We start from the raw sequence: 24,372 nt of genomic DNA on the forward strand, positions 1-24,372 counted from the left end.
CCTCAGGCCTTCTTGTCTTCGCCGATGAGCAGCTTGGTCTCGGACAGGTACATGTGCGGGGGCACAGGCAGGTTGTCGGGCGCGGGCTTGTTCTTGAAGACACGGCCGGCCAGGTCGAAGGTGGAACCGTGGCAGGGGCACAGGAAGCCGCCTTCCCAGTCGTTCGGCAGCGAGGGCTGCGGGCCGGCCTGCAGGCGGTCGACCGGCGAACAGCCGAGGTGGGTGCAGATACCCACCACCACCAGCACATCGGGCTTGATGGAGCGGTGCGCGTTCTGTGCGTATTCGGGCGTGAATTCGTCGGGGTGCCGCTTGGAGAGCGGATCGGCCAGCTGGCCGTCGAGCTTGGGAAGCTCGGCAACCTGATCGGGCGAACGCTTGAGGATCCAGACGGGCTTGCCGCGCCATTCGACGGTGATCTTCTCGCCGACCTTGAGGCCTGCGATGTCCACCTCGACCGCAGCGCCCGCGGCCTTGGCCTTTTCGGAGGGCTGGAAAGTACTCACGAAGGGAATCGCGGTGGCCACGCCTCCCGCTACGCCGGCACAGCTGGATGCGATTAACCACGTCCGCTTGCTTGTGTCGATCCGGGGGGAACCGGAGGTCATGTCACTCATGGGGATCCTCTAAGTCTTCTTCGCTGGAGCAGGGTCAACCGGCGATTGTAGCGGGCTGTTGCGGGCATATTCAACGCCGCCGGCCCGGAGCACGCGCGAATGGGCTCCACCAACGCCCGCGAAAGGCTTATTAAGAACAACTAATTAGTATTTATTTGCAACTTATTTACAAGACATTTCGACACAACGATTTGCAACTGTATAGGGCGGCAAAAGGGCTAAATTAGTTGCGGCACACTTCGCTAACTGCTAATCTTGCCCCAACTGTTAATCGTCAATTCGAGAGGATGTTTGCCATGAGAATCAAGCCACTGGTTTACGCAACCGTCATTGCGACCCTGAGCATTTCTTCGGCGCTGGCGCAAACGCCGCCCCCGGTTCAAACGCCTGGCCCGCAACCGGCAAGTGCCACGGGCGCAGCCAACTCCGCATCGGGCCGCATCACCGCCGGACAAGCTGGCGGCGTTGCTGCCAGCGTGGGGCTGGCAGCTGCTGTTGCCAGCGGAAACGGCGGCAACAGCGGCGGCGGCAGCGGCACGGGCGGTACTGGCGGCACGGGCACAGGCACAGGCACCACCGGCACGAATTAACCGTGCGGGCCCTCCTGGCGGGAGGGCATTCGCTGAAAAGTCCGCGCGTTGGCCACGCCACGCGACTTGTTGAATGCTGTCTTTTGTCAGCATTTCTTTTGGGCGTTGGCGGCTGTTCTTCCGGATCTTCCGCCATGCTGGCCACGGCGCGGCATATTTATAACGGCACGTCTGCAGCGCCCTCGCCCACGTTTAATCCTAATTACCGCTATTTGCGCGTCGCTATCGGCGAGCAGACGGTATTCATGGTGCTCGGCTATATCGACAAGCGCCCCGAAGGTGCCGTCGAAGTCTGGTACAGCGGGAGCGGCGAAGTCGTCAAGCTGCTCGACGGACGCGTCGTGGGAACCACCGGCCTCTCGACCGATTGGCGGGAAGTGCGCTTTTTCGGCCTGCCCGCGTGGACCGGCGATGCGAACAGCCCGCAGCCGGCAAGAACTTATCAGCGCCAGCGCGACATGATGCCCGGCTACCGTTTCGGCATTCGGGACGAAATCGTGCTGACGCCCATTGCCGCACCGCAGCAAGTCGCCCTGGCTGGCACGGCTGCTGCTTCCTTGCGCTGGTACGAGGAGCGCAGCGCTTCCCGGCCGGCAAGTGCTTCCTTGCCTCCCGCGCGCTTCGGCGTCTCGCAAGCGGGCGGTATCCCTCGGGTCGTTTACTCCGAGCAATGTATTTCCAATGATCTGTGTATGAGTTTCGAGCAGTGGACGCCTTCCCCCCCAGCACCCGTCGCAGCGGCGAGCGCTGGTACATGAGCCGTTCGCTTCCCCGTGGCTCTGGCAGACATTCCTGGCCTCTTCGCGCCGCGGTGGCCTGCGCGCTGGCGGCGAGTTGCGCCGCCGGGGCCCAGCCTCTGGGCAGCAGCCCCGTCGACAACAAGACCCCCACCAACGATGCCGACATTCGCCCCGGCGAGCGGCTGAGTGCCTGGCTGCTTCGCCAGCCGACCGAGACAGCGGCACCCGGCCTCTCGTGGCGCGTTCCGCAGGAGCGCCTGGCGCAGCAGTTTCTGAAGAACCAGGTGCTGCTGCGGCTCGAGGCCGCCAGGCGGCGCGCGCCCCGGGACGAACAGGCTCAACGCCAGCAGCTGATCGCATGGCTGCAGAAGCTTCCCGTGACCGGCCGGGTTGCGCTCGGCATCGTGGACCCGCGCTGGCTCCAGGCGCATCCGGAAGAAGACCCGGTGCTGACGGCGGGCCAGCAACTCATTGCGCCACCGCCGGCACTGAAGACGATTTCGGTGGTGCAGCCCGATGGGCAGCTCTGCCAGGTGGCCCATGAGCCCGGCCGCACGGCATGGGACTACGTGGCGGCCTGCGACCCCGAAGGCAAGCACGACTGGGCCTGGGTAGCGCAGCCCGACGGCCGCACTGCCCGCGTCGGCATGGCGAAGTGGAATGCGCATCTTTCGGACGAGCCTGCGCCCGGCGCATGGGTCTGGGCAGCGCCACGCGGCATGGTCGACCTGGATGCCGTTTCCGAGGGCATGATCAAGTTCCTGGCCACGCAGGGCCCGTCGCCGCAAGGCGGCGCCGTGGCCGTGGCAGCAGAGCCGTCGGCTGTGGCTCCCGCCGCTGCTGCGGCTACGGCACTTCCACTCACGCCACCGGCCGGAATTCCACCCGACCCCGCCGCGCCATCGGCATCGGCATCGGCATCGGCCACGCCATTCCAGCCGACCACGGTTTCAGTGCGTCCCGAGGCGGCACCGCAGTACCGCGCGTTGCAGTCCAGCGGCAATGACTGGGGCGAAACCGGCTTGCTGCAGACGCCCACGGCCCGCATGGGTCAGGCGGGGGACATGCGCACTTCGCTCACGCATGTCTCGCCCTATACGCGGCTGAACGTGATGTTCCAGCCGCTGGATTGGCTGGAAGCCGGTTTCCGCTACACGTCCATCGGCAACCGGATCTACGGGGTCGGCCTCAGCAACCAGGACTACAAGGACAAGAGCATCGACGTCAAGGCGCGGCTCTGGAAAGAGTCGGCCTACCTTCCCGAAGTGGCCCTCGGCTTTCGCGACATCGGCGGTACCGGTCTCTTTTCGTCCGAGTACCTCGTGGCGAGCAAGCGCCACGGCGACCTGGATTTCAGCCTCGGCATCGGCTGGGGCTACATGGGAAGCAGCGGGAACATCAGCAACCCCTTCGGTCTGCTGAGCAGTCGCTTCAAGACCCGCATCAGCGAGACGACGTGGGGCGGCGCCAACTTCGGCCGGCTCTTTCGCGGACCCACCGCACTTTTTGGCGGCGTGCAATGGCACACGCCCTGGGATCCATTGACGCTCAAGCTCGAATTCGAAGGCAACAACTACAAGAACGAACCGCTCAACAACGACCAGCCGCGGCGCTCCCCCTTCAACATCGGCCTGGAGTACCGCTACTCACCGGGCGTGACTTTCTCGGCCGGCCTCGAGCGCGGAAACAAGGTGATGGTGGGCGTCACGCTGCACACCAATCTGGCAAAGATGCAGATGACCAAGACAGCGGATCCTCCGGCACCGAGCTTTTCGCCGACACCGCCCGCCACCTCCCCGGGCTGGGCGGCCACCGCGGCCGACATCGAGAGCCGCACGGAGTGGACCGTTCAACGCATTGCGCCGCAGGGCCAGATGCTGCACGTGTGGATCACCGAAAGCGCCACCGTCTATCGCAATGCCCGTGTCGAGCAGATCATTGCCGTGCTGCATCGCGATGCGCCGGGTTCGATCAAGAATTTCGTGCTTCACTATTCGGAACGAGGCTTGCCGATGCACGCGCAAGTGGTCGACCGGAACGAATGGGTCACAGCGCACTACCAGACGCAAACGCCCAGTGAAGCTCGCGCGGCCAGCCAGCGCGACTATGCGCCGCCGGTGGGCTCCGACTTTCAGGCCGTCAACATCCCGAAGGCCGAGGGCGCCAATACGGCCGCCGCATCCAGGGACGCCTCCGGCATCGTGGACGACAAGGCACTGGCGCCGTGGGAGCGGCGCACCTCGAAGTTCAGCATCGGCCTCACGCCCAGTCTCGGCCAGATTCTCGGCGGCCCCAACGCATTCGTGCTCTACCAGATCGGCGTGCAGGCGGTGGCGGAATACCGCTTCACTCCGAGCACCTGGGTGAACGGTGCATTGAACCTGCGCCTGCTCGACAACTTCGACAAGTTCACCTACACGGCGGGAAGCAACATGCCCCGTGTACGAACCCTCCAGCGCGAGTACGCCACCGCGAGACGGTTGACCATGCCGGTGCTGCAACTGACGCACGTCGGCAGGCTGACGGACAACCAGTACTACAGCGTGTACGGCGGTGCGCTGGAGAGCATGTATGCAGGCGTCGGCGCGGAATGGCTCTACCGGCCGTGGCGCAGCCGGATGGCCATTGGCGTCGACTTCAACCATGTGCGGCAGCGCGACTTCGAGCAGGACTTCGGCCTGCGCGACTACAAGGTGAACACGGGCCACGCCACCCTCTACTGGGACACCGGCTGGAACGGCGTGCTGGCCAAGATCAGCGCGGGCCAGTACCTGGCGGGTGATCGCGGCGTCACCATCGACATCAGCCGCCGCTTCGACAACGGCGTGGTGCTTGGCGCCTACGCCACCAAGACCAATGTGTCGGCAAGGCAGTTCGGCGAAGGCAGCTTCGACAAGGGCATCTACATTTCGGTGCCTTTCGACGCGCTGCTGCCGCGCTCGAACAAGTTCACCGCCAACTTCGCGTGGGCACCGCTGGTGCGCGACGGCGGTGCGCGCCTGGGCCGGATCCACCCGCTCTACGAGATGACTTCCGCACGCGACCCGAGCGCCTTCAAGTTCAGCCCGCCGGACAGCGGCACGCCGGGCACAGGCGACAACATCCTGAACTTCGACCGGCCGCGCTGACACGGCGCTTCCGTCAAACCCCGCCGCGCTCACCCGTGCGGCGGGCCTTCTTCGAAAAAGAGATCAGGCGGTTCGACCGGAACGGTCTTCGCGCATGATGAAGAACAGCCAGCCGATCATCATGGCCGCCATGCAGGCGAAGCCCAGTGTCATGGCATTGATGGTCTGGATATAGGAAATCGGCGGCCTGGCCGCGAGCATGCACGCCGCGAACACCAGCGCCCCGAAGATCGAGCACCACAAAAGAGCGCCAGGCCGCGCGGCGGCCCTGAACCCCGTTCTCAGGCACATCGTGAGACCGAAGATGGCGGGGGCATAGAAAAACGGTGAGAAATCCATTCCACCGTAGTTCTTGCCGAATGCCAGAACCACCAGGTAAGGCCCCAGCAGGCCCAACAGGACGCCGCCGATCTCCGCGACCACGAAGCCGAAGACGACGAACTTGATGAAGAGGCGAAAAGCGTCTTTACGGTCGTCTGATTTCCAGCTGGCCGCCAGCTTCGGCAGGATGTAGTAGCCCAGCGCGAGCAGCACATACTGCATGGGCAGCAGAAACGTGATGTAGATCTTCAGCAACCCGCCCTGCGCGGAATCCGCCGAGGAGCCCAGCAGCAATATGGCGCCACCCGTCATGATCCAGCTCATGAGCTGCGACAGGCTTGCCTTCCACCCATAGGCCGTGGCTTCCCTGATGGTCAAGGTTTGCGCGCCGGCCGGCGCCGGAAGGGGCGCAATCACATTCTTCAGGCTCCTGGCAATCAGGACCAGGAACGGCAGCTGAATGACGGCAATCCACAGCAAGGCCTGTGTCCACGTCGCCGGTCTCAAGCCGACCAGGACCGCCACATAGCCGATGCAGATCAGGACACCGGACACGCACAGCACTGCGAACCGGCGCCCCACGAGCAAAACACTGCGAGAAATCCAGAATATCTCGTAGCCAACGATCAAGGCCACGCCGGCCCAGTTCAGCGGCCCCGGAAACCCGGTGAACTGCCAGATCAGAAAGCCGGCAACAGACACCGCGACAACGAGCGCCCAACTCCACCAGGCGGCGGAGCGATCCGCGTAGTAGCGCTTGATCAGCAACGGCTCATGCACCACCGCCGTATGCAGGATGTACTGGAAACTGACGATCGCCAGGAAAGCCGAAGCAATACCGAAATCCGAAGGCGACAACACCCGGGCCAGCGCAAAGCTCAGCAGCAGCTGGCTCGCGCTATAGATGCATTGATCTGCAACTGCATAGATCGGCCCCAGACGCTTCCGAATTCCGGAGAAAGACGCCATCCTCAGTCAGAAATCGACAACAGGAACGGATAGGCGGTTGCCTTGCCTGCAAAGCCCCCGTCGACCGGGTTGCCGCAGGTGCCGTGCCGCACCTGCGGGAAGAAATCGACGCGCGTGCACTTCTTTCCCTTTTCGGCGGGCACCAGCACGTTCTGCTCCGAGCTTTGCGTCCACACCACGTGGAGCAGCGAATTTCCACGGCTCAGCACCAGCTTGTTCAGACCGGCGTTGCTCTCGTAGGAAACCTTCCTGGAGTTTCTGGCGATCTTGAGAAATTCGGTAAGGCTGGAGAAGGCTTCCTTCTTCTCGCCCCCCTTCGACTTGAGCCCGAAATTGTCTTCTCTCGAAACGGCGGACGTTCCCCGGTCCTGCCATGCATAGAGGTTCAGAAGCTTGATGCCGGCAGCCACGTTGGTCAGGTATTCGCGAAAGATGAGCGAAGCCTGGGTGTTGCGGTCCCGAACAGGAAGGTAAGACGCATAACCCCATTCCGAAGCAACGATGCCGACTTTTCCGAGCTGCAGCTCATCCAGCTTGCCGCGCAGCTTTCCATAGTCGGCAATGGCTGTTTCGGGAACAGAGCGGTAGGGATGGATCGAGATGTCCGTCAGGCAGTTGGCCTTGGCTGCCGACACGAAGGCGTTCTCGAGTTGCAGAGGGACTTGGCCCTGGCTGAAAGGAAGCTTCGCAAAACCGAAGCCCATGACGACCTTCGGTGGAGTCTTCAACTGCGTGATGCTGCGGCAGAACTCCGCGGTCGCGGTCTGGAAGTTCGAAAAAAGCGCCGGGTTCAGAAACGTCTTGTGGTCGGGCTCGTTCCATAGCTCCCAAACCGCCACGTCGGCAGCATGCGCGTTCATGAATTCGAGCGCGAAGTTCGCGAACAGCTTTTCCCTTTGGCCGCCGGCGCCCAGGTCCGCGGGCTCGTGCCCCCAGATCTCCTTGCCTCCGAACAGCGTCACGATGGCTTCGAGCCTGGCGTTCTTCACGCGCCGGATCAGGCTCGAGTAATCGATCATGGCGGGGTTGACGCTCTTCAGCGGAGGCCGCACGCCGAATCGAACGAACTCGAAACCCGCGGCCCTGATTTCATTCAGGTCTTCGTTCGAAATAGTGGCCGGATCGATCTGCACGCTCAGGGCCGTCGGGTACTCCGTACTCAGCTCGCCGACGCCCCGGGCCTGGGCCGACAACGAGATTGCGGCCACCGCCACCGAGGCGCAGAACAACCTGAAGATTCCGCGCAGGCGCCCCGGGACAGGAACAAGGGATGAAAACTTCATCACTGGACCGACTCCTTGTATAGATCGACGATGGCTGAATTCATTCTGTCGGCGGTGTATTTCTTTTCGAAAAGCTCTCGCCCGGTTCGCCCCATTCGCACCAACTCTTCGTCGGGGATCTGGTCGATTTCGCGCAGCATTTCGTCCAGGCGATCGAGCGGAAACAGCCGGCCGCTGCTGCCGTCTTCGACGATGTCGATCAGGCCGCCCACGGCCGAGGCAAAAACCGGCTTGCTCCTTGCCATCGCCTCGACCGCGACAAAGCCGAAGCCTTCCCATCTCGACGGCACGATGACCGCGTCGGAAGTCCTGTACGCGGCATCGAGCTCTTCCTTTTCAAGCCATCCCTTGAACTCTATGTCTTCGGAATGGGCAAGAGAAAGATCGTTCCGAACGGCGCCGCCGACGATGGTGAGTTTGAAATTCGGCCGGACCCGGGCATAGGAATCGAGCAGCACGTCGATGCCCTTTTGCCGATCGAGCCGTCCCACGAACAGGACTTTTCTGGGCCGCGGCGATTCTTCTTTCGGGACAACAACCTGTTCCTGGCCGAGGGCTGCGGGGGTGATTCCGTTCGGAATGCACCTGCATTTCTTGATGCCGAACTTTTCTGCAATTCGCAGTTCGTGGTCGCTGATGCAAATGATCGCATCGCTCCAGTATGAAAGCAGCCATTCGACCCATCGATAGATCGACTTCTTGTAGGAAGGACCGATCTGATCGAACGCCCAGCCGTGAGAGCAGTAGACGATCTTTGTCTCTTGCGGCACCTGGCCGAAGAGCGCCATGGCGCGAACAACCCCACCGGCAATCGAACTGTGGAGATGAAGCACCGAGGGCCGCTCCGTCCGGATGATTTTCCTGACTTCAGCGGCATAACTCGCAAGAGCCAACGGACTGCGCGCCGTCGGAACCACGTGGGTGTCTTGCGAGCTCAGCCAGTCCACCGGACCGGGCAGGATGAACTTCGCCTGGCTGATGACCGGCGAGTTCTGCTGAAAGCCCGAAACCATCCGAAGATAGGTTTCCAGCCCGCCCTTGAGCGTTTCGGCAATGTGCAATATTTTCATGGCCTGCGAAGTCAGATCAAGGCATGAATTCCGGCAACCACTTCGCCTCTGAGCAAGTCGAGCGTTTGCCGGTCCGGAGCTTTCTCGTTCAGCAGCCCGAGCACCGAAGCCTCGAGTTTTTCCACCTTTGGCGACAAATCGAAGAGGTAGCGCTTTCGCTTTGTCAGTTCGAAGAAGGACTCGACCTTCTTGTCCCAATTCATTCCTATGGACGGAATGTTCAGGCTGTACGCAACGATGTTTGCATGGAGCCGATGGGCAACGATGCATGAGCAGGCGCTGATGAGAGAAACGAGCTCGTCAGGATGCCGGGGAACCAGGAAACTGGATTTCGGCGCACTGGATTCCGAAGAAATCTCGTTCAATATCTTGTTGTCTTCGGATGCGCCGTTCGTGAAATAGAGCACCCGCTTTCCTTCGGCTCGCAATGCTTCGGCGAGCGTCGAAAAAAACTTGGCGGACTCCGTCGAGTTGGAGTTCGCATACTCGGAGTTCATTACCAGGGCATCGAGACTGCTGACGCAAATTCCGATGTCCCAGTTCTTCTCGGGCGAAAGTCCTTCCGCAAACGCATCGGCGCAAACGAGCGCGGGATCGGGAACGACCCTGATGCTTCCTCTCGGAATTCTGAAGTGCGTATGCAGGTTGCTTGCCGACTCCTTGTCGCGCGTCGCGTAGAAAACAGGCCTGGCATTTCTTATGAACCGCTTGACCAGGAACCGCCCCAGAAACGACCACCGCGCCGTGACGCCGACCGAAACCACCACCACCCGTTTTCCACGCAAAAGCCGGCTCAGGAGAAACAGTTTGGCCGGAAAATTGAGCGCAACATCGCAAAACAGCTGCCCACCTCCGATGACGATCAGATCTGCGTCGCTGATTGCAGCCTTCCAGTTTTTTCGCCAAACGAAAAAATAGCCTTTGAGGCAGTACAGGAAAACGATCAGGGATTGCAACAGGGACGGCAGCTTTGCGAAAACCTGGAAGGCACCGCCGCCTCGCAGATTTTCTTCCTCGAACCCGGCACGGCCGGCAATGTCCAGAAACTCGACGCTGGCCCGCGGGTACTTCAGGCCGGCAATATGGGCCAGGGATGCAGCGATGACCCCATCTCCCAGGTTGTCGCTGAAAGGTACCGCGCAAATCAGAATCTTTTTCATCTTGAGTTAGTTTGTTTTCGGAGACCGGTCATCGCGAACCGTGTCCCACGGCAACCACCCAGATGGTCCTGATGAAAATGGAGATATCCCTGCCGACGGAGAGCGTCTCGACGTAGCTGACATCCAGCGCCACGCGTTTCTTGTAGCTCAGCTGGTTGCGGCCACTCACTTGCCACAGGCCGGTGATGCCGGGCCGCACGGCGCAATAGAACGACCAATCGGCGCCATAGAGCCCCTTCTGGTCGAGCATGCACGGCCGGGGACCGACCAGGCTCATGTCGCCAACCAGCACATTCCAGAACTGCGGCAGTTCATCCAGGCTTGTTTTGCGGATGAACTTGCCGAAGCGGGTAATGCGCGGGTCGTTCTCGAGCTTTTGATAGTCGTCCCACTGCTGGCGCGCCACGGGGTCGTTCTTGAGGTGTTCCTCGAGAATCTGGGCCGAGTTCGAGAGCATGGAGCGGAACTTGTAGAACTTGAACACGCGCCCTCCCCGTCCATAGCGCGGCTGCGAATACAGGACGGGGGCTCCGGAACTCAGAAAAACGCCAATGGCAAGCAGAATATAGAGCCAGCCGAAAGCGGTAAAAAAGAAAAGCGAAGCGGCAATATCCACCGCCCTTTTACCGGCCCGCAGCATGGCTGGATGACGGACTTTTGTCCATGCCGAGTCTGAAAATTCGCCATGCATTTCCTCGCCTCTTGGCGCAATCAATTCCTCTTGATGGAAATTTGTCATAGGAATGCTCCATTCTCACATTTGAAACGGAGGCAAATTTCTAGCTTAAGAACTCTCATTGCTGGAGCACCTTTCGTCTTACAAGCAAGCGCTTGCCCCTCTCGGGTCGGTGATAAGTTGCGGCTCGGGCTTCAGGTCATTTCGGCCTTGCCCGGGAGCCTTGAAGGATGCTGCGCGTAAAAACCATTGCGCAGTCCGAGCGACTCAACCACGTAATACAAAAGAACGAAGTACTTAACCCTAGGCCTTTGTTATTAGCTTTTGAGCAAAGGCACCAATTTAGTGCCACGCGTGATAAATCACACGCTCTAGCTTAATTTTCTCAGAAATCGTTCCATCAACTAGGTGGTATCCCTGTTGTTTTTGTATTTATAGTGTATGTAACGGTAACCACCGTATTTGTATGCACTGCCGCCCGCATGTCGGCGAGATAAGTCCATAGCATTCAAAATTACGCCATTGGCCGAGCAGCCAGCGTGCGCCAACCTTCTGACACTCTCGTTCAATTCGCCGAGCTGGGTTTTTTCCGCACGGGCAACAAGAAGAAGGGAGCCTGCGAGCGGCGCCACCGAAGCCGTGTCCGCCGCCACCAGCACCGGCGCCGTATCGACGATGACCAAGTCATAGTCGGGCGACAGTTTTTCCAAAAGTTGCGAAAAAGAGTCGCTCATCAGCAATTCGGCGGGGTTCGGCGGCAGCACGCCGGTCGTTATGACGTCCAGATTCGGCAGGATCGACGAACGAACGGCCTTTTCCAGGTTCAATGTGCCGGCAATCAATTCGGACAAACCGGAGGATCGGGATACTGAGAAGAACTGATTAACCCGGCCCTTGCGCAAATCGGCATCGACCAGAAGAACCTTTTTCCCGGAAGCGGCGGTAATTGCTGCGAAATTGACGGAAACAAAAGTCTTCCCGACGCCGGGCGTTGCACCGGAGATGAGCAGGCGGTTGTTGGGTGCTTCGAGCATGGCGAACTGCAGGGCGGTTCGCAGGCTGCGCAAGCTTTCCACCGCAGGATCTTCGGAGTGCTGAAGTGCAAGGATGTGCATGCCGGGCGCTTTGCTTTCGATGCTCTTGTCGATCATCCGCTGCGCGCCGCTCAGGGGGATGCTGCTGTAGACGCTGAGCCCCGTATGCATTTCGATTTCGCTCGGATTGCGGATACCGCCGAAGAACGAGTTCCTGGCAATCGCGGCGGCCACGCCGGCCATCAGCCCCACGAGCAATGCAAAGGCGAGGATCAGCGGCCGCTTGGGCCAGACGGGCTCTTCCGGAGTGATGGCGTCGTCCAGCAGGCGCACGTTGCCGACCTTGCCTTCCTTGGCCAGCCGCATCTGCAGCGAGCTGTTGAGCAGCGACACGTAGAGGTCGGTGTTGACCTTGATGTCGCGCTGCATCTGCACGGTGTTCTGCTGGAGCAGCGGCATTTTGCGGATGCGCGAATCGACCGACCCGATTTCGCCCTTCCACGCCGCAATTTGCGTGTCCAGCGTCTGGATGCTCGGGTGCTTGTCGGTGAAGCGCGCGGAGAGCTCGCGCCGCTTCTGCTGCGCTTCGAGCAACTTGGATTGCAGATCGACCGTCTGGGTGAGGGCATTTTTCGCCTCGTCGTCGAGGCTGACGGTGCCGTTCTCGTTTCTGTAGCGGTTGTAGAGGTCTTCGGACTGCTCGAGCTGCTTCTTGAACTGGGGCAGTGCGGTGTCGAGGAAGCCCAGGGTTTTTTCGGCTTCGGCCGCCTTGCGCTCTATGTTCTGGCGAACATAGAGGCGTCCGATTTCATTGAGCAGTTGCGTCAGCTTTTCGGGATTCGGGTGCTTCCAGCTGACGTCGATCACGCCGGACTGCTTGCCTTTTTCAACCACCTTGAGGCCGTCCTGCAAAGACAAGAGCGTCAGTTGTTTCGAAAACCGGACCAGCCGGAATTGGGCGCCCGGCTTGGCATTGACGGAGCTGACCAACAGCCGAAGGCTGCCGCTCGGAAGGTTGGCGACCAGCGGCGTTCCAATGGCGCCGTTGAGCGGAGTTGCGACGTCGGGATAGGTCAGCTCGTAGCGGTTGTCGGGTTTTACAGTCAGCGTGAACTGTTTCTCTTCGAAATCAGCGGGCACGTCGAACTGGGGAACGAGGATCTGCTCGGTGCCGGTCACGTAGCCCGAAAGCCCCATGAAGCCGGGGTCCGACAGATCGGTGGCGCGCCGGGAGAGCCAGCTGCCCACAATGGGTGCGTAGCGGGGCTGCGCGCTGATGTAGAGCTTGGTGTTCTCCACGGCCTGGGCCAGGATGGCGCGCGACTTGATGATTTCGATTTCACCCGCGGCGGGGGTCTTCACGCTCAGCAGGGAAGAAGCGGCATCGCCCAGAAAGCTGCCCGCCGAATTGCCGGAGTCTTCCACCTGCACCGCCACGTTGGCTTCGTACATGGGCTTGCCGAAGAAGGCATAGGCAAAGCCGAGGAACAAAGTCGCGGCGGTCACGATGGCAATGAGCCAGCGGTTGTCGACGAGGATGTCCAGGTACTCGACGAGGTTGACGCCGTCTCCCTCCTCTTCCAGCGCTGGCATCGGCAGGGCGGCTTGCTGGGGTGCGTTCATGTCGGTTGCTGCTCGGGTTTTGTAATTTTCAGAATGCGATCGATCCAGGTCCTGGCGCCCACGTCGATGAGGGACAGGGCGTGCTCGAAGGCCGCTTCGTCTTTTCGGTAGGGATCGGGCACGTCCTGCTTGGCGGCCTCGGCAATGCGAAAGACCTTGCCGCGCACGAAGGGGTAGGTCGACTCGAGGTAGCGGCGCTGCTCCATGTCCATCACCAGGATCAGGTCGGCCTGCCGGCAGAGCAACTGGCTCACCTGCTGCGCCACGTGGCCCGAAATGTCGATGCCGCGCGCCTGCATGAGCTTTTGCGCCGTGGCGTCGGCCGGCTTGCCGACGAGCGCCCCGGTACCCGCCGATGCGACGCGCAGATGCGGCAGCCCGGCGGCGAGGAGCCCTTCCGCCATGGGGCTTCGGCAGATGTTGCCGATGCAGACTGTCAGGACGGATTTCATCTGTGGCGGCTCCAGACCTCGTCGCCGGCGTTGATGACTTGCGCCGCCGGCAGGATCAGGCTGGCCAGGCGGTTCCAGGTCACGAGCGGCACGGAATCGATGTAGACCACGTCGCGCGGCTGCAGTGGGAAGCGTTCGGCCAATGCCAATGCGGCCGGATTCTTCGAGTTCAGATGAAAGATCGCCGGCAAGCCTCTGGCGTTGTTGCGAATGACGTAGACCTGGCCCGTGTTGGCCGAAGCCAGGTTGGGGCCGCCGGCTTCGCCGAGCGCTTCGTTCAGGCTGAGCCGCCCGTTGTGCATGAGCAGCGCCGAGGGACGCGCGATTTCGCCCATCACGAACACCTTGCTCTCGTCGCGGTGCCGCACCTGGATCACGTCGCCGTTGCGCAGCGGAATCTGGCTGGCGTCGGCGCCCAGCTCCTGGAGATTCGGCAGGTTGATCAGCGTGGACTTGCCGCTGCGCTGCAGCGTCACGAACGAACGGTCGCCATTCGCGGTAATGCCGCCGGCGCGGCTGATCGCTTCGGCCAGCGTCATCGGTACGTCGGTGAAGATCTGCAGGCCGGGCGTTCGCACTTCGCCTTCGACAAAAGCGCGGCGGCTTCTGAACGACTGGATGCGCACGGTCACCTGCGGATCCTTGATGTAGGTCGCAATGCGTTTCGCAATGAGGTCGGAGGCCTCGATTTCGGTCAGTCCCTGGAGCTTGACGCGGCCGATGTAGGGGAACGTGATCTGCCCGTCCGCGCCGACGATGAAGCCAGGCGCCACGCTGATGCCCGTGGGGTCCGCCTGCTGCGTGATCACCGCGCCGGCATTCGGCAACAACTCCGGATGGTCGTAGACGATCACGCCCACGACGTCGCCCGGCCCGATGGTGTAGACCCGCGCCTCGCCGAAAAGGGCCTTCACGTCGGGCGCGACGGCCGTCGGCTGCGCCTCGGCCATTGCACGGATGAGAGCGGGTGAAATCGAGGTAATTACCCCGTCCGGCGCGCCGTCGGCCGGCAGGTATTGGAACTCCGGGGGCAGGCTCTGGTCTGCCTCGTAGGCAGACACAGAACTGAAGCCCGGTGCGCAACCCTGCAGCAATAACGCGCCGATTAGGGCAAAACCCCACCCCATCGGGTGCACGTAGCGTGTCAAATTGATCCCCATTGCACAAATTGGTTTTTTCGACATTCCGTGATTCATATGCAAGGCCCGAGCCCAATCTGCATTTGGCCTCGACCTTTTTGTCACGGTTCGTGAAAGCGGGCCTGCGCGATGTTGTCAGGCACGCCGACCGAATTGTCGCTGCCCGCGCATCCCCTGTTTTCCGTTGAATAGACGAAAAAAATGTGTCTATCTGTGGATTGACCCGGGTGCCGTCAGGGGCATGTTCGGCCGCAATGCCGAGGGCCTGTTTCTCATTGGGAAATGAGGACCTTCGGGGCACATTCAAAACCGCGACCTGCGGTTTGCAAATGTGAACTATTAATTAACTGCCCAATGGATCAATTGTTGCATTCAAGCGACAATTGGCAGCCATTGCCGTCTCATCTAAAAGGTTTGCTCTTTTGTAAGCACCTGTGAATTCCATGCGGGCCGACGGGCGGGTTCGCGGTTCTGCAGGAGATCGCTACGCCTGTACGGCCGCTCGATGCCCGCCATCCAGGCGGCAATGGATTCCAGCGCGTACTGCGTGGGTGCGGGCCGCCCCACGACGATGAAAAACAACAGCGGGGCTGCAAGGCCGGCAGCAAGCCAGCGCGGAGTTCGCAGCGATACGGCTGGCAGCCTGTTGCGCTGCAGCCGCAGAAAGCTTGCGCTCACAATCGTGCCGAGCAAGACGCCTGTTAGCACCTCGGCGGTGGAGTGCACCTCGAGCTCCAGCCGCGACACTCCGACGGCAACGCCCCAGGCCCATCCCGCCAGCGCCGCAACGACGCGCGAGAATGGTGCGAAGCGCAGCGCCGCAAGCCAGAAAACGACCGGCCAGACGCTCGTTGCCAGCGCCGTGTGCCCGCTGAAGCCGGTGAAATCGAAGTCGACGCTGCCGATTCCCCAGCCCAGAAAAGCCAGTTTGGACAGCATCACGGCAAGCCCGCATCCGCCGAATAGGAGCACCCAATGCACCGCTGCCGGGCGCGTGGCGCGGTCGACCGCCAGCCAAATTGCGATCCACAATGCGGCGGGCAATAGAAAGCCGCTGTCACCGAACCCGGTGACCAATAACCAGAAACTATTCATCGATTTAAAATGGAATTGCGCCTTTTCGGTGCGGGCCCGGCGATTGAATCGTTATTATTAAAGTCGGCCGGCCGCCGGGAACTCTTTCGAACTACAACCATGCGTCGATCCGGTTCAAGGCGGGATGATTATTCCACAGGCATACTCGCGCCATCTTCAACACCCGTGCGCCCAAGCACATCGAAATCATGAGCATCCTCAGTGAATTCAAGGAATTTGCCGTCAAGGGCAATGTCGTCGACCTCGCGGTGGGCGTGATCATCGGTGCGGCGTTCGGGAAGATCGTCGACTCGCTGGTCGGCGACATCATCATGCCGGTGGTCGGACTGGTGTTCGGCAAGCTCGACTTCTCCAATCTGTACTGGGTGCTGGGTTCCGTACCGGCGGGCGCGGGCAACAACCTGGCCGAGCTGAAGAAGGCCGGCGTACCGGTGCTGGCCTATGGCAACTTCATCACCATCGCGGTCAACTTCGTCATTCTTGCCTTCATCATCTTCATGATGGTCAAGCAGATCAACAAGCTGCGCAAGGCCGATGCCGAGGCCCCCGCCGCGCCGGTGGCACCGCCGGAAGACATCGCCCTGCTGCGCGAGATTCGCGACAGCCTGAAGAATCGCCCCTGAGGCGTCCTTGGCGCCTCAAGCGCCGGTCAGCGTTCTGGCCATGCGCAGAGCCTCGATGAGGCTCGATGCGTCGGCCCGGCCCGTGCCCGCAATGTCGAACGCGGTGCCGTGATCGGGGCTGGTGCGCACCAGCGGCAGGCCCAGCGTCACGTTCACGCCTTTGTCCACGCCGAGGTACTTGACCGGAATCAGCCCCTGGTCGTGGTACATGGCAATCACCACATCGAATTCGCCGCTTCCGGGCACGCCCGCCTTGGTACGCGCGCGCATGAAGACGGTATCGGGCGCATGCGGTCCGTCGGCGTCGATGCCCTCGGCGCGAGCCGCCGCAATGGCCGGAGCGATGATGTCGTGCTCTTCGGAACCGAAGAGCCCCCCTTCTCCCGCATGCGGATTGAGGCCGGCCACGCCGATGCGCGGCGCCCGCCCGAGCATGCGGTACAAGGCACGGTGCGTGATGCGCAGCGTCTCCAGCACGTTGCCGAAGCTCACGGCGGTGATGGCGTCGCGCAATGACATGTGAATGCTGACGAGCACGGTGCGCAGATCGTCGTTGGCCAGCATCATGCGCACCGGCATGCCGTCCACCGCAAGGCCCGCATGCGCGGCGGCTTCGGCCTGCAGCAGCTCGGTATGCCCGGGATACGGAAAACCCGCCGCGGCCAGCGCTTCCTTGTGCAGCGGTGCCGTCACGATGGCGGCGATGTCGCCCCGCAATGCGGCGCGCGCGGCCCAGACCACGCAGTCGCCCGCCACGCGCCCGGCTTCGGCGCTGATCCGGCCGAACACGATGTTCTGCGGCGGCGCCACCACCTGCAGCACGGGGATGCAACCCGGCGGCATTGAGGCCGCCTCGGCCACGTGCCCGATTTCCGCCATCGGCCACGCGGGTTGCCCCGGCTGCGCCAGGGCTTGCGATGCGCGGCGCATGGTGGCCACGTCACCGGCCACGAAGGCACCGCGCGTGGCGTCGGGCGCCCGATGGAAAGCCTTGGCGATGATTTCCGGGCCGATGCCCGCGGGGTCGCCCAGCGTGATGGCAACAGGAACGATAGCGGCCTGGCCGGTCATGCCGGGTTGTCGATGTCGATGAACTCGTGCTTGAGCCCGAGCTGGGCCGCCACATGCGCGGTCACGGCCTGGGCGCCGTAGCGTTCGGTGGCATGGTGTCCGCAGGCCAGAAAAGCGACGCCCATCTCGCGTGCATAGTGGGCCTGGGGCTCGGAGATCTCGCCGGTGATGAAGGCATCGGCCCCTGCGGCAATGGCCGCCTCGAAATAACCTTGGGCGCCGCCTGTACACCAGGCGATGTTCTTGATGGGTCGGTGCGCCGTATCGACCAGGGTTACGGGCCGCTTGAGAATCTTTTCGGCGTGCGCGGCCAGTTCCTTGCCGCTGGCAAAGCTCTCGCCGTTATCGCGCGCGCCCAGGAAACCGAGCTCCTGATCGCCAAAGCGCCCGGTCGAACCAGCATGGGCGAGCAGACCGAGCTGCAGGCCGAGCTGGGCGTTGTTGCCGAGCTCGGGGTGCGCGTCGAGCGGCAGGTGGTACGCGAACAGATTGACGTCATCGCCCAGCAGCAGGCTCAGCCGCTGCTTCATCCAGCCGGTCACGCAGCCGTCCTGGCCGCGCCAGAACAGGCCGTGGTGAACGAAGATGGCGTCGGCCTCGGCGTGGATGGCGGCTTCGATGAGCGCGCGGCTCGCGGTAACGCCGGAAACGATTTTCCGCACCACGGTGCGGCCCTCGACCTGCAGGCCGTTGGGTCCGTAGTCCTTGAAGCGTGAGGGCGCAAGAAGCAGGTCGAAGGCGTGCAGCAATTCGTGGCGAGTGGTGCTCATCGCGACATTGTCGCGCTCCCGCCACCGTTGCGCATAGCATGGCCGCGTGCCGCCAGTGGCCACAGGGCCAGCAGGAAGCCCAGGGCTGCCAGCACAGCCACATAATGCGCCGGCGCCATGCTGTCGTGCTGCAGCCAGACGGTCAGGATCACGGGCGTCAGGCCGCCGAACACGGCATAAGACATGTTGTAGGCAAACGAAAGCCCGGTGAAGCGCACCGGCGCCGGGAATGCACGCACGCCGGCAATTGGCACCGTGGCGATGGTGCCCACGAACAATCCCACCAGGCCGTAATGCCAGAACAGCGTGGCCGGCGTGCCCGGCAGTCCGGTATAGAACAGATATGCCGTCGCGAAGAGCCCTCCCCAGCCAATGAGCATGACGGCGCGCGTGCCGATGCGGTCGCTGGCCCAGCCGACCAGCACGCAGCCGATGGTCAGGGTCAGCGTGGCAAGGGCGTTGGCTTCCAGCGCCAGTGCGGCCGGAATGTGATGCACCTTCTGCAGGTAGGTGGGCGTGTACAGCACCACCACGACGATGGCGGCCGACAGCACCCAGGTCAGCAGCCCCACGTAGATGCTCGCCGCGCGGTGCTCGCGCAGCACGGTGCGCAGCGGCAGTTCGCGCGCCACGGTCTTGCGGTCGGCCAGTTCCTTGAAAACCGGTGTCTCGTGCAGGAACCGGCGCAGGTACACCGAGACGAGCCCGAACACGCCTCCCAGCACGAAAGGAATGCGCCAGGCGAACTCGCTCACCTCCGCCGGCAGGTAGTAGCGGTTGATGGCCACGGCAACGAGCGAGCCCAGCAGAATGCCGCCGGTAATGCCCGAGGTCAGCGTGCCAATGCCGAAACCGTAGCGCTGCGCCGGCACGTGCTCGCCGACGAACACCCAGGCGCCAGGCATTTCGCCGCCGATGGCTGCGCCCTGCAGAACGCGCATGGCCAGCAGCAGCAGCGGCGCCGCGATGCCGATGCTCGCGTAAGTGGGCAAGAGGCCGATGACCAGCGTCGGCGCCGCCATCAGGAAGATCGACAACGTGAACATGCGCTTGCGGCCGAGCAGATCGCCGAAATGCGCAATGACGATGCCGCCCACGGGCCGGGCCAGGTAGCCGGCGGCGAAGATGCCGAAAGTCTGGAGCTGCCGCAGCCAGTCGGGCATGTCGGCGGGAAAGAAAAGCGCGCCCAGAACGGTGGCAAAGAATACGTAGATGACGAAGTCGTAGAACTCCAGCGTTCCGCCGAGAGCGGACAGGGCAAGGGTCTTGTAATCGCGCGCGTCGAGCGTGCGGGCCGGCACCGGCTGTGCGCCGTCCGGGGAAATTGCGTGAGAAGTCATGGCTGGCGGAAGGTCGTTGCCGCGCACCGGCCGCAGAGGGATTGAAAGCGGAGGGCAGCGCGCAGGCGAAACACCTGGCCGCGTCCGCCGGGTGGGCGATGCGGAAGGCCGGAGTTCGGAGCCGTGTGGGCTCGCTGCGCGATGCTAAGGGTTATCCCTTATTGGCGCTTGAGGCCTATGTCATTCTCGACCGCGCGGCGCGGTTTCTGACGGACAGGGGTTGAGGGACAATTGGCTCTTGGCGCCGCGCGGACGGCGCGTTCACCCCGCTCTAATCAAAGTTTCATGAAACGCACCTGGCTGCTCTTTGCCCAAGCCGTGACCGTCCTCCTGGCGGCCTACTTCGTTGTTGCGACACTCAAGCCCGAATGGATCAACCGGCGCGCCACCTCTCTGGGCGGCGTGGTGTCGGTCGTCGAGGCCCCGGCCGGCGCCCCCTCGGCGCCGGTCCCCGGCAGTTTGAGCGCGGCGGCAAAGAAAGCCTCGCCCGCGGTCGTGAGCATCAACACCAGCAAGGCGGCGCAACGCCACCCGCGCAGCAACGACCCGTGGTTCCGGTTTTTCTTCGGCGACCAGGGCGACCAGCCCCAGGTCGGCCTGGGCAGCGGCGTGATCGTGAGCTCCGACGGCTATGTGCTGACCAACAACCACGTGGTCGAAGGCGCGGACGAAATCGAAGTCACGCTCAACGACGGTCGCCATACGCGCGGCAAGGTGATCGGCACCGACCCGGACACCGACCTTGCCGTGCTCAAGATCGAATTGGACAAGCTTCCCGCGATCGTGCTGGGCAATTCCGACGAACTCCAGGTGGGCGACCAGGTGCTGGCCATCGGCAACCCCTTCGGCGTGGGCCAGACGGTCACCAGCGGCATCGTCTCGGCGCTGGGGCGCAACCAGCTCGGCATCAACAACTTCGAGAACTTCATCCAGACCGATGCCGCCATCAACCCCGGCAATTCGGGCGGCGCGCTGATCGACGTCAACGGCAACCTGCAGGGCATCAACACCGCCATCTACTCGCGTTCGGGCGGCAGCATGGGCATCGGCTTCGCGATTCCCGTCTCCATGGCCAAGATCGTGCTCGAAGGCATCGTGAAGGAAGGCCAGGTGCGCCGCGGATGGATCGGCGTCGAGCCGAACGAACTCTCGCCCGAACTGGCCGAGACCTTCGGCGTGAAGGCGGATACCGGCGTCATCATCACCGGCGTGCTCCAGAACGGGCCGGCAGCCAAGGCTGGCATCCGCCCGGGCGACGTGATCACTTCGGTCGGAGAAAAGAAGACCGACAACGTGCAGGGCCTGCTGACTGCCGTGGCTGGCCTGAAGCCGGGCAGCACCGCACGCTTTGCGCTTCAGCGCGGCACCGACAAGATGGAACTGGACGTAACGCCGGGCCTGCGGCCCAAGAGCCCGGTGCGGCAGGTGCCCAACCAGCCCGAGTAGCCGAGCCGCGATCGATCAGGAAGACGCCGAGGAATCGGCGCTTTCTTCTTCCTCTTCGTTTTTCTTGCCGCCTGCAAAGTAGCGCGCGCCGATGATGCCTACCTCGTAGAGCAGGCACATCGGCACCGCCAGCGCGAGCTGCGACACCACATCCGGCGGCGTGAGCACCGCGGCGATGACGAAGGCCACCACGATGAAGTAGCCGCGGAACGAGCGCAGCTTTTCAATGGTCACCATCTCGAACTTCACCAGCAGCATCACGACGATCGGCACCTGGAACGCCACGCCGAATGCGATGTAGAGCGACAAAATGGCCTCCACGTACGACGAGATGTCAGGCGTGGCACTCACGCTCGGCGGCGTGAATTTCTGAATGAAGCCGAACATCTTGTCGAGCACGAAGAACTGCACAAAGGCGATGCCGACATAGGCCAGCAGGCTGCCGAACAAGATCAGCGGCAGCGCGAATTTCTTTTCATGGCTATAGAGCCCCGGCGCCACGAACATCCAGATTTGGTACATGAGCCAGGGCAGTGCCAGCAGCACGGCCGTCATCATCAGCACCTTGAGCGGCACGAAGAAGGGCGAGAACACGCCCACCGCGATGAGCTTGGCGCCCGGCGGCATGTGGGCCTGGATCGGCATGGCGATGAGGTCGATCAGCCCGCCCGGGCCGGGCCAGATGGCCAGCAGCACGCCCGCGATCACTAGGCCGTAGACACAATAGAGCAGCCGGTCGCGCAGTTCGACCAGGTGCTGCACGAACGGCTGTTCGGTGCCCGCCAACTCGTCTTCTGCGTCTTTGTTCTTGTTGTCGGAATCGGCCATTGGAAGGGAAAAAGAGCAGGAGAAAGCGTGGCTTCGGCCGGCGTGCGGCGCACGAGGAACGCGGGAATGTGAAAGCCGCTAGTTGATCTTGTGAGGGCGGAACCGGGCCACGCGCGCGGCACCCGACAGCGCCTTGGTGCGCACGCCGTTGCGGGCCTTGTACCACTGCGGCGTGGCGCCCTGCTTCAGGCGCCAGTTCTTGCGCGGGTGCCTGTATTCAGGCACCGAAGGCTCGGGTTCGGCCAGGGCCGAGAGGGTTTCGCCCGAACCGGAGAACTGCTTTTCGAGATCGGTCGCACCGGTGTGGATGCTGTGCTCGACATCGCGCGCCGCATCCTCCACGGTGGTTTTCATCTTGCGCAGCTCTTCGAGCTCCATCGAGCGATTGACCTCGGCCTTGACGTCGTTCACGTAACGCTGCGCCTTGCCCAGCAGGGTGCCGACCGTGCGCGCCACCCGTGGCAGCTTTTCCGGGCCGATGACGATCAGCGCCACGACGCCGATCAGCGCCAGCTTCTCAATACCGAGGTCGAGCACTTAGGACCCGCGCTCAGGACTTCTGACGCGCTTCGACGTCGATCGTCGACTTGTCGCTGTTGGCCGGCTGGCCGGTCACTTGGGCGGCAGGGGCCGACGAAGCAGCGGGCGCGTCGGCAGTGGTGCCGCCCTCTTTCATGCCGTCCTTGAAGCCCTTGACGGCGCCACCAAGGTCGGAACCCATGTTCCGCAGCTTCTTGGTGCCGAAGATCATGACCACGACGAGCAGCACGATCAGCCAGTGCCAGATTGAAAATGAACCCATGGAAGACTCCTAAGAATGTGTCCGATTTTAGTCGGGCGAAATGTGACAGTTTGGCCTAATGTTCAGCCGCGAAGCCATGGACGGGGACCGCCCATGACATGGACATGGAGATGGTGAACCTCCTGCCCGCCCTCGGCGCCCGTATTGATGACGACGCGCCAGCCGCCCTCCGGATAGGGCCTGCAGCCCTGCTCCACCGCCAGCTTGGGGGCCAGCGTCATGATCTTGCCCATCAGCGCGGCGTCGTCGGGCATGAGCTGCGCCATCGAGGCGATGTGCTTCTTTGGCACCAGCATGAAATGCACCGGCGCCCAGGGCGAGATGTCGTGAAAACCGAACAGTTCGTCGTCTTCGTAGACCTTGCGCGAGGGAATCTTGCCTTCGATGATTTTGCAGAAGACGCAGTTCGGATCAGATGACATCTTTGGGTTCCATGGGACGGCTGTCGTTCATGCGGATCATGCCTTTCACGATCCGGTAGAGGAACCACAGCGAAATCAGGCTCCAGGCGATCCAGCCCGGCACGAGAAAGAGCAGCCAGAGCCACGAGGTCACGACGTACAGCAGGCCGGCCCACAGCACCGACCGGATGCGCCAGCTGAAGTGCGAAGCCTGCCAGGTGCCCGCCGCGTTATCGCGCTTGACGAAATCGATCACCAGCGCCACCAGCAGGAGCGCCACGGAAGCCTGCGCTCCCGGCAAGACGGCGCAAATGGCCACGATCAGGTGCAGGATATAGCTGACCCAGCCCCAGGTCTTGAGGGACTCGTCGGGTTCCACGTTCACGATGTCGTTGGCCATGGGATGTCCTTTCAATCGTTGGATGCCTCACGCGCCCGCGCCTTGCGCAGGGCCTTTTCCTCGATGCCGCTGGTGCCCTCGCGGCGCTCGAGCTCCGCAATCACCTCGCCGGGCGAGAAACCGTAGTGGGCCAGCGCCACCATGGTGTGGAACCACAAATCGGCCACTTCGTTCACTATTTTCGTGCGGTCGCCGCCGTGGTCGGCGTCCTTGGCGGCCATGACGACCTCGGTGGCTTCTTCGCCGATTTTCTTGAGGAAGGCATCGGGGCCCTTGTGCAGCAGGCGCGCCACGTAGCTCTTCTCCGGATCGCCGCCGTGCGCGGGCAGGCGGCTTTCGATGACGGCGGCAAGGCGTGCGAGGGCGTCGGCGGTGTTCACTGTGGCCGTCATTTGTAGATCGACTCCGGGTCTTTCAAGACCGGCTCGACCGCGGTCCACTGGCCGTTCTCGTATTTGCTGAAGAAGCAGCTGTGGCGGCCGGTGTGGCAGGCAATGCCGGGCTCGTGGCCGAGCTGGGTGACTTTGAGCAGCACCACGTCGTTGTCGCAGTCGAGGCGGATTTCGTGCACCGTCTGCACGTGGCCCGATTCCTCGCCCTTGAACCACAGCTTGTTGCGCGAGCGGCTGAAATACACGGCGCGGCCCAGCTCGGCGGTCTTTTCGAGCGCCTCGCGGTTCATCCAGGCGAACATCAGGACGTCGTTGCTGCCCTTTTCCTGCGCGATCACGGGCACCAGGCCGTTCGCGTCCCACTTCACTTCATCGAGCCAATTCATAAAGGGTATTGTCCCA

At 62.5% G+C, this 24,372-nt stretch carries 25 protein-coding genes; 5 read left to right on the forward strand and 20 right to left on the reverse strand.

The annotated features are described in order from the left end of the window. Window positions 1–2 precede the first annotated feature (2 nt). The gene (gene petA / locus ABIC94_RS23130; protein WP_354375318.1) at window positions 3–617 is read right to left on the reverse strand and encodes a ubiquinol-cytochrome c reductase iron-sulfur subunit; all 615 of its coding nucleotides are present in this window, start codon (window positions 615–617) and stop codon (window positions 3–5) included. A 296-nt stretch (window positions 618–913) separates the two neighbouring features. Here petA and ABIC94_RS23135 point away from each other — a divergent pair, with 296 nt between their 5' ends. The 3 genes from ABIC94_RS23135 to ABIC94_RS23145 all read left to right on the forward strand — a co-directional run bounded on the left by ABIC94_RS23135 (window position 914) and on the right by ABIC94_RS23145 (window position 5,075). Next, entirely contained in the window at window positions 914–1,207 is a 294-nt protein-coding gene (locus ABIC94_RS23135) for a hypothetical protein (RefSeq protein WP_354375319.1), read from the forward strand. Window positions 1,208–1,341: 134 nt separating this feature from the next. Further along, window positions 1,342–1,965: a YjbF family lipoprotein gene (locus ABIC94_RS23140; protein WP_354375320.1), complete on the forward strand. Its 624-nt coding sequence runs from the start codon at window positions 1,342–1,344 to the stop codon at window positions 1,963–1,965. Beyond that, window positions 1,962–5,075 carry a YjbH domain-containing protein gene (locus ABIC94_RS23145; protein WP_436318089.1) on the forward strand — a complete coding sequence of 1,038 codons (3,114 nt, stop codon included), beginning with the start codon at window positions 1,962–1,964 and terminating at the stop codon, window positions 5,073–5,075. The genes ABIC94_RS23140 and ABIC94_RS23145 overlap by 4 nt, the downstream gene beginning before the upstream one ends. A gap of 63 nt (window positions 5,076–5,138) precedes the next feature. Here the strand turns inward: ABIC94_RS23145 and ABIC94_RS23150 are convergent, their stop codons facing one another. The 9 genes from ABIC94_RS23150 to ABIC94_RS23190 form a co-directional block, all read right to left on the reverse strand. Continuing rightward, a complete protein-coding gene (locus ABIC94_RS23150) occupies window positions 5,139–6,365 on the reverse strand; it encodes a lipopolysaccharide biosynthesis protein (protein WP_354375322.1) in 1,227 nt (408 codons plus the stop codon). 2 nt (window positions 6,366–6,367) lie between these two features. Then, complete coding sequence (locus ABIC94_RS23155) at window positions 6,368–7,648, reverse strand: hypothetical protein (protein ID WP_354375323.1); 1,281 nt, start codon at window positions 7,646–7,648, stop codon at window positions 6,368–6,370. Continuing rightward, window positions 7,648–8,718 (reverse strand): glycosyltransferase, encoded by a 1,071-nt coding sequence (locus ABIC94_RS23160; RefSeq protein WP_354375324.1) that lies wholly within the window; start codon window positions 8,716–8,718, stop codon window positions 7,648–7,650. Before ABIC94_RS23160 ends, ABIC94_RS23155 begins: the two co-directional genes overlap by 1 nt. A gap of 11 nt (window positions 8,719–8,729) precedes the next feature. Continuing rightward, window positions 8,730–9,878, reverse strand: a complete 1,149-nt coding sequence (locus ABIC94_RS23165; RefSeq protein WP_354375325.1) for a polysaccharide pyruvyl transferase family protein — start codon at window positions 9,876–9,878, stop codon at window positions 8,730–8,732. Between the two features lie 28 nt (window positions 9,879–9,906). After that, window positions 9,907–10,617 carry a sugar transferase gene (locus ABIC94_RS23170; protein ID WP_354375326.1) on the reverse strand — a complete coding sequence of 237 codons (711 nt, stop codon included), beginning with the start codon at window positions 10,615–10,617 and terminating at the stop codon, window positions 9,907–9,909. Between the two features lie 341 nt (window positions 10,618–10,958). Next, window positions 10,959–13,211 (reverse strand): polysaccharide biosynthesis tyrosine autokinase, encoded by a 2,253-nt coding sequence (locus ABIC94_RS23175; RefSeq protein ID WP_354375327.1) that lies wholly within the window; start codon window positions 13,209–13,211, stop codon window positions 10,959–10,961. Next, the gene (locus ABIC94_RS23180) at window positions 13,208–13,663 is read right to left on the reverse strand and encodes a low molecular weight protein-tyrosine-phosphatase (protein WP_354375328.1); all 456 of its coding nucleotides are present in this window, start codon (window positions 13,661–13,663) and stop codon (window positions 13,208–13,210) included. The genes ABIC94_RS23175 and ABIC94_RS23180 overlap by 4 nt, the downstream gene beginning before the upstream one ends. After that, the gene (locus tag ABIC94_RS23185) at window positions 13,660–14,823 is read right to left on the reverse strand and encodes a polysaccharide biosynthesis/export family protein (RefSeq protein ID WP_354375329.1); all 1,164 of its coding nucleotides are present in this window, start codon (window positions 14,821–14,823) and stop codon (window positions 13,660–13,662) included. The genes ABIC94_RS23180 and ABIC94_RS23185 overlap by 4 nt, the downstream gene beginning before the upstream one ends. A gap of 384 nt (window positions 14,824–15,207) precedes the next feature. After that, on the reverse strand, window positions 15,208–15,897 hold the full coding sequence (locus tag ABIC94_RS23190; RefSeq protein ID WP_354375330.1) for a phosphatase PAP2 family protein: 690 nt from the start codon (window positions 15,895–15,897) through the stop codon (window positions 15,208–15,210). A gap of 188 nt (window positions 15,898–16,085) precedes the next feature. Here ABIC94_RS23190 and mscL point away from each other — a divergent pair, with 188 nt between their 5' ends. Then, window positions 16,086–16,520 carry a large conductance mechanosensitive channel protein MscL gene (mscL, locus tag ABIC94_RS23195; RefSeq protein ID WP_354375331.1) on the forward strand — a complete coding sequence of 145 codons (435 nt, stop codon included), beginning with the start codon at window positions 16,086–16,088 and terminating at the stop codon, window positions 16,518–16,520. Window positions 16,521–16,535: 15 nt separating this feature from the next. Here the strand turns inward: mscL and pdxA are convergent, their stop codons facing one another. The 3 genes from pdxA to ABIC94_RS23210 are packed head-to-tail and all read right to left on the reverse strand — an operon-like array spanning window position 16,536 to window position 19,701. After that, on the reverse strand, window positions 16,536–17,591 hold the full coding sequence (gene pdxA / locus ABIC94_RS23200; RefSeq protein WP_354375332.1) for a 4-hydroxythreonine-4-phosphate dehydrogenase PdxA: 1,056 nt from the start codon (window positions 17,589–17,591) through the stop codon (window positions 16,536–16,538). Beyond that, window positions 17,588–18,361: a Nif3-like dinuclear metal center hexameric protein gene (locus ABIC94_RS23205; RefSeq protein ID WP_354375333.1), complete on the reverse strand. Its 774-nt coding sequence runs from the start codon at window positions 18,359–18,361 to the stop codon at window positions 17,588–17,590. Before ABIC94_RS23205 ends, pdxA begins: the two co-directional genes overlap by 4 nt. Continuing rightward, on the reverse strand, window positions 18,358–19,701 hold the full coding sequence (locus ABIC94_RS23210) for an MFS transporter (RefSeq protein ID WP_354375334.1): 1,344 nt from the start codon (window positions 19,699–19,701) through the stop codon (window positions 18,358–18,360). The genes ABIC94_RS23205 and ABIC94_RS23210 overlap by 4 nt, the downstream gene beginning before the upstream one ends. A gap of 285 nt (window positions 19,702–19,986) precedes the next feature. Here ABIC94_RS23210 and ABIC94_RS23215 point away from each other — a divergent pair, with 285 nt between their 5' ends. Beyond that, window positions 19,987–21,147, forward strand: a complete 1,161-nt coding sequence (locus ABIC94_RS23215; protein WP_354375335.1) for a S1C family serine protease — start codon at window positions 19,987–19,989, stop codon at window positions 21,145–21,147. A gap of 15 nt (window positions 21,148–21,162) precedes the next feature. Here ABIC94_RS23215 and tatC read toward each other — a convergent pair whose 3' ends face one another. The 7 genes from tatC to hisI form a co-directional block, all read right to left on the reverse strand. Further along, complete coding sequence (tatC, locus tag ABIC94_RS23220; protein WP_055804349.1) at window positions 21,163–21,975, reverse strand: twin-arginine translocase subunit TatC; 813 nt, start codon at window positions 21,973–21,975, stop codon at window positions 21,163–21,165. A gap of 78 nt (window positions 21,976–22,053) precedes the next feature. After that, a complete protein-coding gene (tatB, locus tag ABIC94_RS23225) occupies window positions 22,054–22,512 on the reverse strand; it encodes a Sec-independent protein translocase protein TatB (RefSeq protein WP_307702494.1) in 459 nt (152 codons plus the stop codon). Between the two features lie 13 nt (window positions 22,513–22,525). Then, window positions 22,526–22,777 (reverse strand): Sec-independent protein translocase subunit TatA, encoded by a 252-nt coding sequence (tatA, locus tag ABIC94_RS23230; RefSeq protein WP_354375336.1) that lies wholly within the window; start codon window positions 22,775–22,777, stop codon window positions 22,526–22,528. 62 nt (window positions 22,778–22,839) lie between these two features. Further along, complete coding sequence (locus ABIC94_RS23235; protein WP_354375337.1) at window positions 22,840–23,199, reverse strand: histidine triad nucleotide-binding protein; 360 nt, start codon at window positions 23,197–23,199, stop codon at window positions 22,840–22,842. Further along, window positions 23,189–23,578 (reverse strand): DUF4870 family protein, encoded by a 390-nt coding sequence (locus ABIC94_RS23240; RefSeq protein WP_354375338.1) that lies wholly within the window; start codon window positions 23,576–23,578, stop codon window positions 23,189–23,191. The genes ABIC94_RS23235 and ABIC94_RS23240 overlap by 11 nt, the downstream gene beginning before the upstream one ends. A gap of 11 nt (window positions 23,579–23,589) precedes the next feature. Next, window positions 23,590–23,970, reverse strand: coding sequence for a phosphoribosyl-ATP diphosphatase (locus tag ABIC94_RS23245; protein ID WP_354375339.1), 381 nt, complete (start codon window positions 23,968–23,970; stop codon window positions 23,590–23,592). Continuing rightward, complete coding sequence (gene hisI, locus ABIC94_RS23250; RefSeq protein WP_354375412.1) at window positions 23,967–24,365, reverse strand: phosphoribosyl-AMP cyclohydrolase; 399 nt, start codon at window positions 24,363–24,365, stop codon at window positions 23,967–23,969. Before hisI ends, ABIC94_RS23245 begins: the two co-directional genes overlap by 4 nt. Between the last annotated feature and the right edge of the window lie 7 nt (window positions 24,366–24,372).

It is taken from the genome of Variovorax paradoxus (assembly GCF_040544635.1).
GTDB classification, from domain to species: domain Bacteria; phylum Pseudomonadota; class Gammaproteobacteria; order Burkholderiales; family Burkholderiaceae_C; genus Variovorax; species Variovorax paradoxus_R.

What these genes read in the sequence shown, in the direction of transcription:
- petA (WP_354375318.1), bottom strand. Translation starts at nt 617, where the DNA reads ATGAGTGACATGACCTCCGGTTCCCCCCGGATCGACACAAGCAAGCGG.
- ABIC94_RS23135 (WP_354375319.1), top strand. Translation starts at nt 914, where the DNA reads ATGAGAATCAAGCCACTGGTTTACGCAACCGTCATTGCGACCCTGAGC.
- ABIC94_RS23140 (WP_354375320.1), top strand. Translation starts at nt 1,342, where the DNA reads ATGCTGGCCACGGCGCGGCATATTTATAACGGCACGTCTGCAGCGCCC.
- ABIC94_RS23145 (WP_436318089.1), top strand. Translation starts at nt 1,962, where the DNA reads ATGAGCCGTTCGCTTCCCCGTGGCTCTGGCAGACATTCCTGGCCTCTT.
- ABIC94_RS23150 (WP_354375322.1), bottom strand. Translation starts at nt 6,365, where the DNA reads ATGGCGTCTTTCTCCGGAATTCGGAAGCGTCTGGGGCCGATCTATGCA.
- ABIC94_RS23155 (WP_354375323.1), bottom strand. Translation starts at nt 7,648, where the DNA reads ATGAAGTTTTCATCCCTTGTTCCTGTCCCGGGGCGCCTGCGCGGAATC.
- ABIC94_RS23160 (WP_354375324.1), bottom strand. Translation starts at nt 8,718, where the DNA reads ATGAAAATATTGCACATTGCCGAAACGCTCAAGGGCGGGCTGGAAACC.
- ABIC94_RS23165 (WP_354375325.1), bottom strand. Translation starts at nt 9,878, where the DNA reads ATGAAAAAGATTCTGATTTGCGCGGTACCTTTCAGCGACAACCTGGGA.
- ABIC94_RS23170 (WP_354375326.1), bottom strand. Translation starts at nt 10,617, where the DNA reads ATGACAAATTTCCATCAAGAGGAATTGATTGCGCCAAGAGGCGAGGAA.
- ABIC94_RS23175 (WP_354375327.1), bottom strand. Translation starts at nt 13,211, where the DNA reads ATGAACGCACCCCAGCAAGCCGCCCTGCCGATGCCAGCGCTGGAAGAG.
- ABIC94_RS23180 (WP_354375328.1), bottom strand. Translation starts at nt 13,663, where the DNA reads ATGAAATCCGTCCTGACAGTCTGCATCGGCAACATCTGCCGAAGCCCC.
- ABIC94_RS23185 (WP_354375329.1), bottom strand. Translation starts at nt 14,823, where the DNA reads ATGGGGATCAATTTGACACGCTACGTGCACCCGATGGGGTGGGGTTTT.
- ABIC94_RS23190 (WP_354375330.1), bottom strand. Translation starts at nt 15,897, where the DNA reads ATGAATAGTTTCTGGTTATTGGTCACCGGGTTCGGTGACAGCGGCTTT.
- mscL (WP_354375331.1), top strand. Translation starts at nt 16,086, where the DNA reads ATGAGCATCCTCAGTGAATTCAAGGAATTTGCCGTCAAGGGCAATGTC.
- pdxA (WP_354375332.1), bottom strand. Translation starts at nt 17,591, where the DNA reads ATGACCGGCCAGGCCGCTATCGTTCCTGTTGCCATCACGCTGGGCGAC.
- ABIC94_RS23205 (WP_354375333.1), bottom strand. Translation starts at nt 18,361, where the DNA reads ATGAGCACCACTCGCCACGAATTGCTGCACGCCTTCGACCTGCTTCTT.
- ABIC94_RS23210 (WP_354375334.1), bottom strand. Translation starts at nt 19,701, where the DNA reads ATGACTTCTCACGCAATTTCCCCGGACGGCGCACAGCCGGTGCCGGCC.
- ABIC94_RS23215 (WP_354375335.1), top strand. Translation starts at nt 19,987, where the DNA reads ATGAAACGCACCTGGCTGCTCTTTGCCCAAGCCGTGACCGTCCTCCTG.
- tatC (WP_055804349.1), bottom strand. Translation starts at nt 21,975, where the DNA reads ATGGCCGATTCCGACAACAAGAACAAAGACGCAGAAGACGAGTTGGCG.
- tatA (WP_354375336.1), bottom strand. Translation starts at nt 22,777, where the DNA reads ATGGGTTCATTTTCAATCTGGCACTGGCTGATCGTGCTGCTCGTCGTG.
- ABIC94_RS23235 (WP_354375337.1), bottom strand. Translation starts at nt 23,199, where the DNA reads ATGTCATCTGATCCGAACTGCGTCTTCTGCAAAATCATCGAAGGCAAG.
- ABIC94_RS23240 (WP_354375338.1), bottom strand. Translation starts at nt 23,578, where the DNA reads ATGGCCAACGACATCGTGAACGTGGAACCCGACGAGTCCCTCAAGACC.
- ABIC94_RS23245 (WP_354375339.1), bottom strand. Translation starts at nt 23,970, where the DNA reads ATGACGGCCACAGTGAACACCGCCGACGCCCTCGCACGCCTTGCCGCC.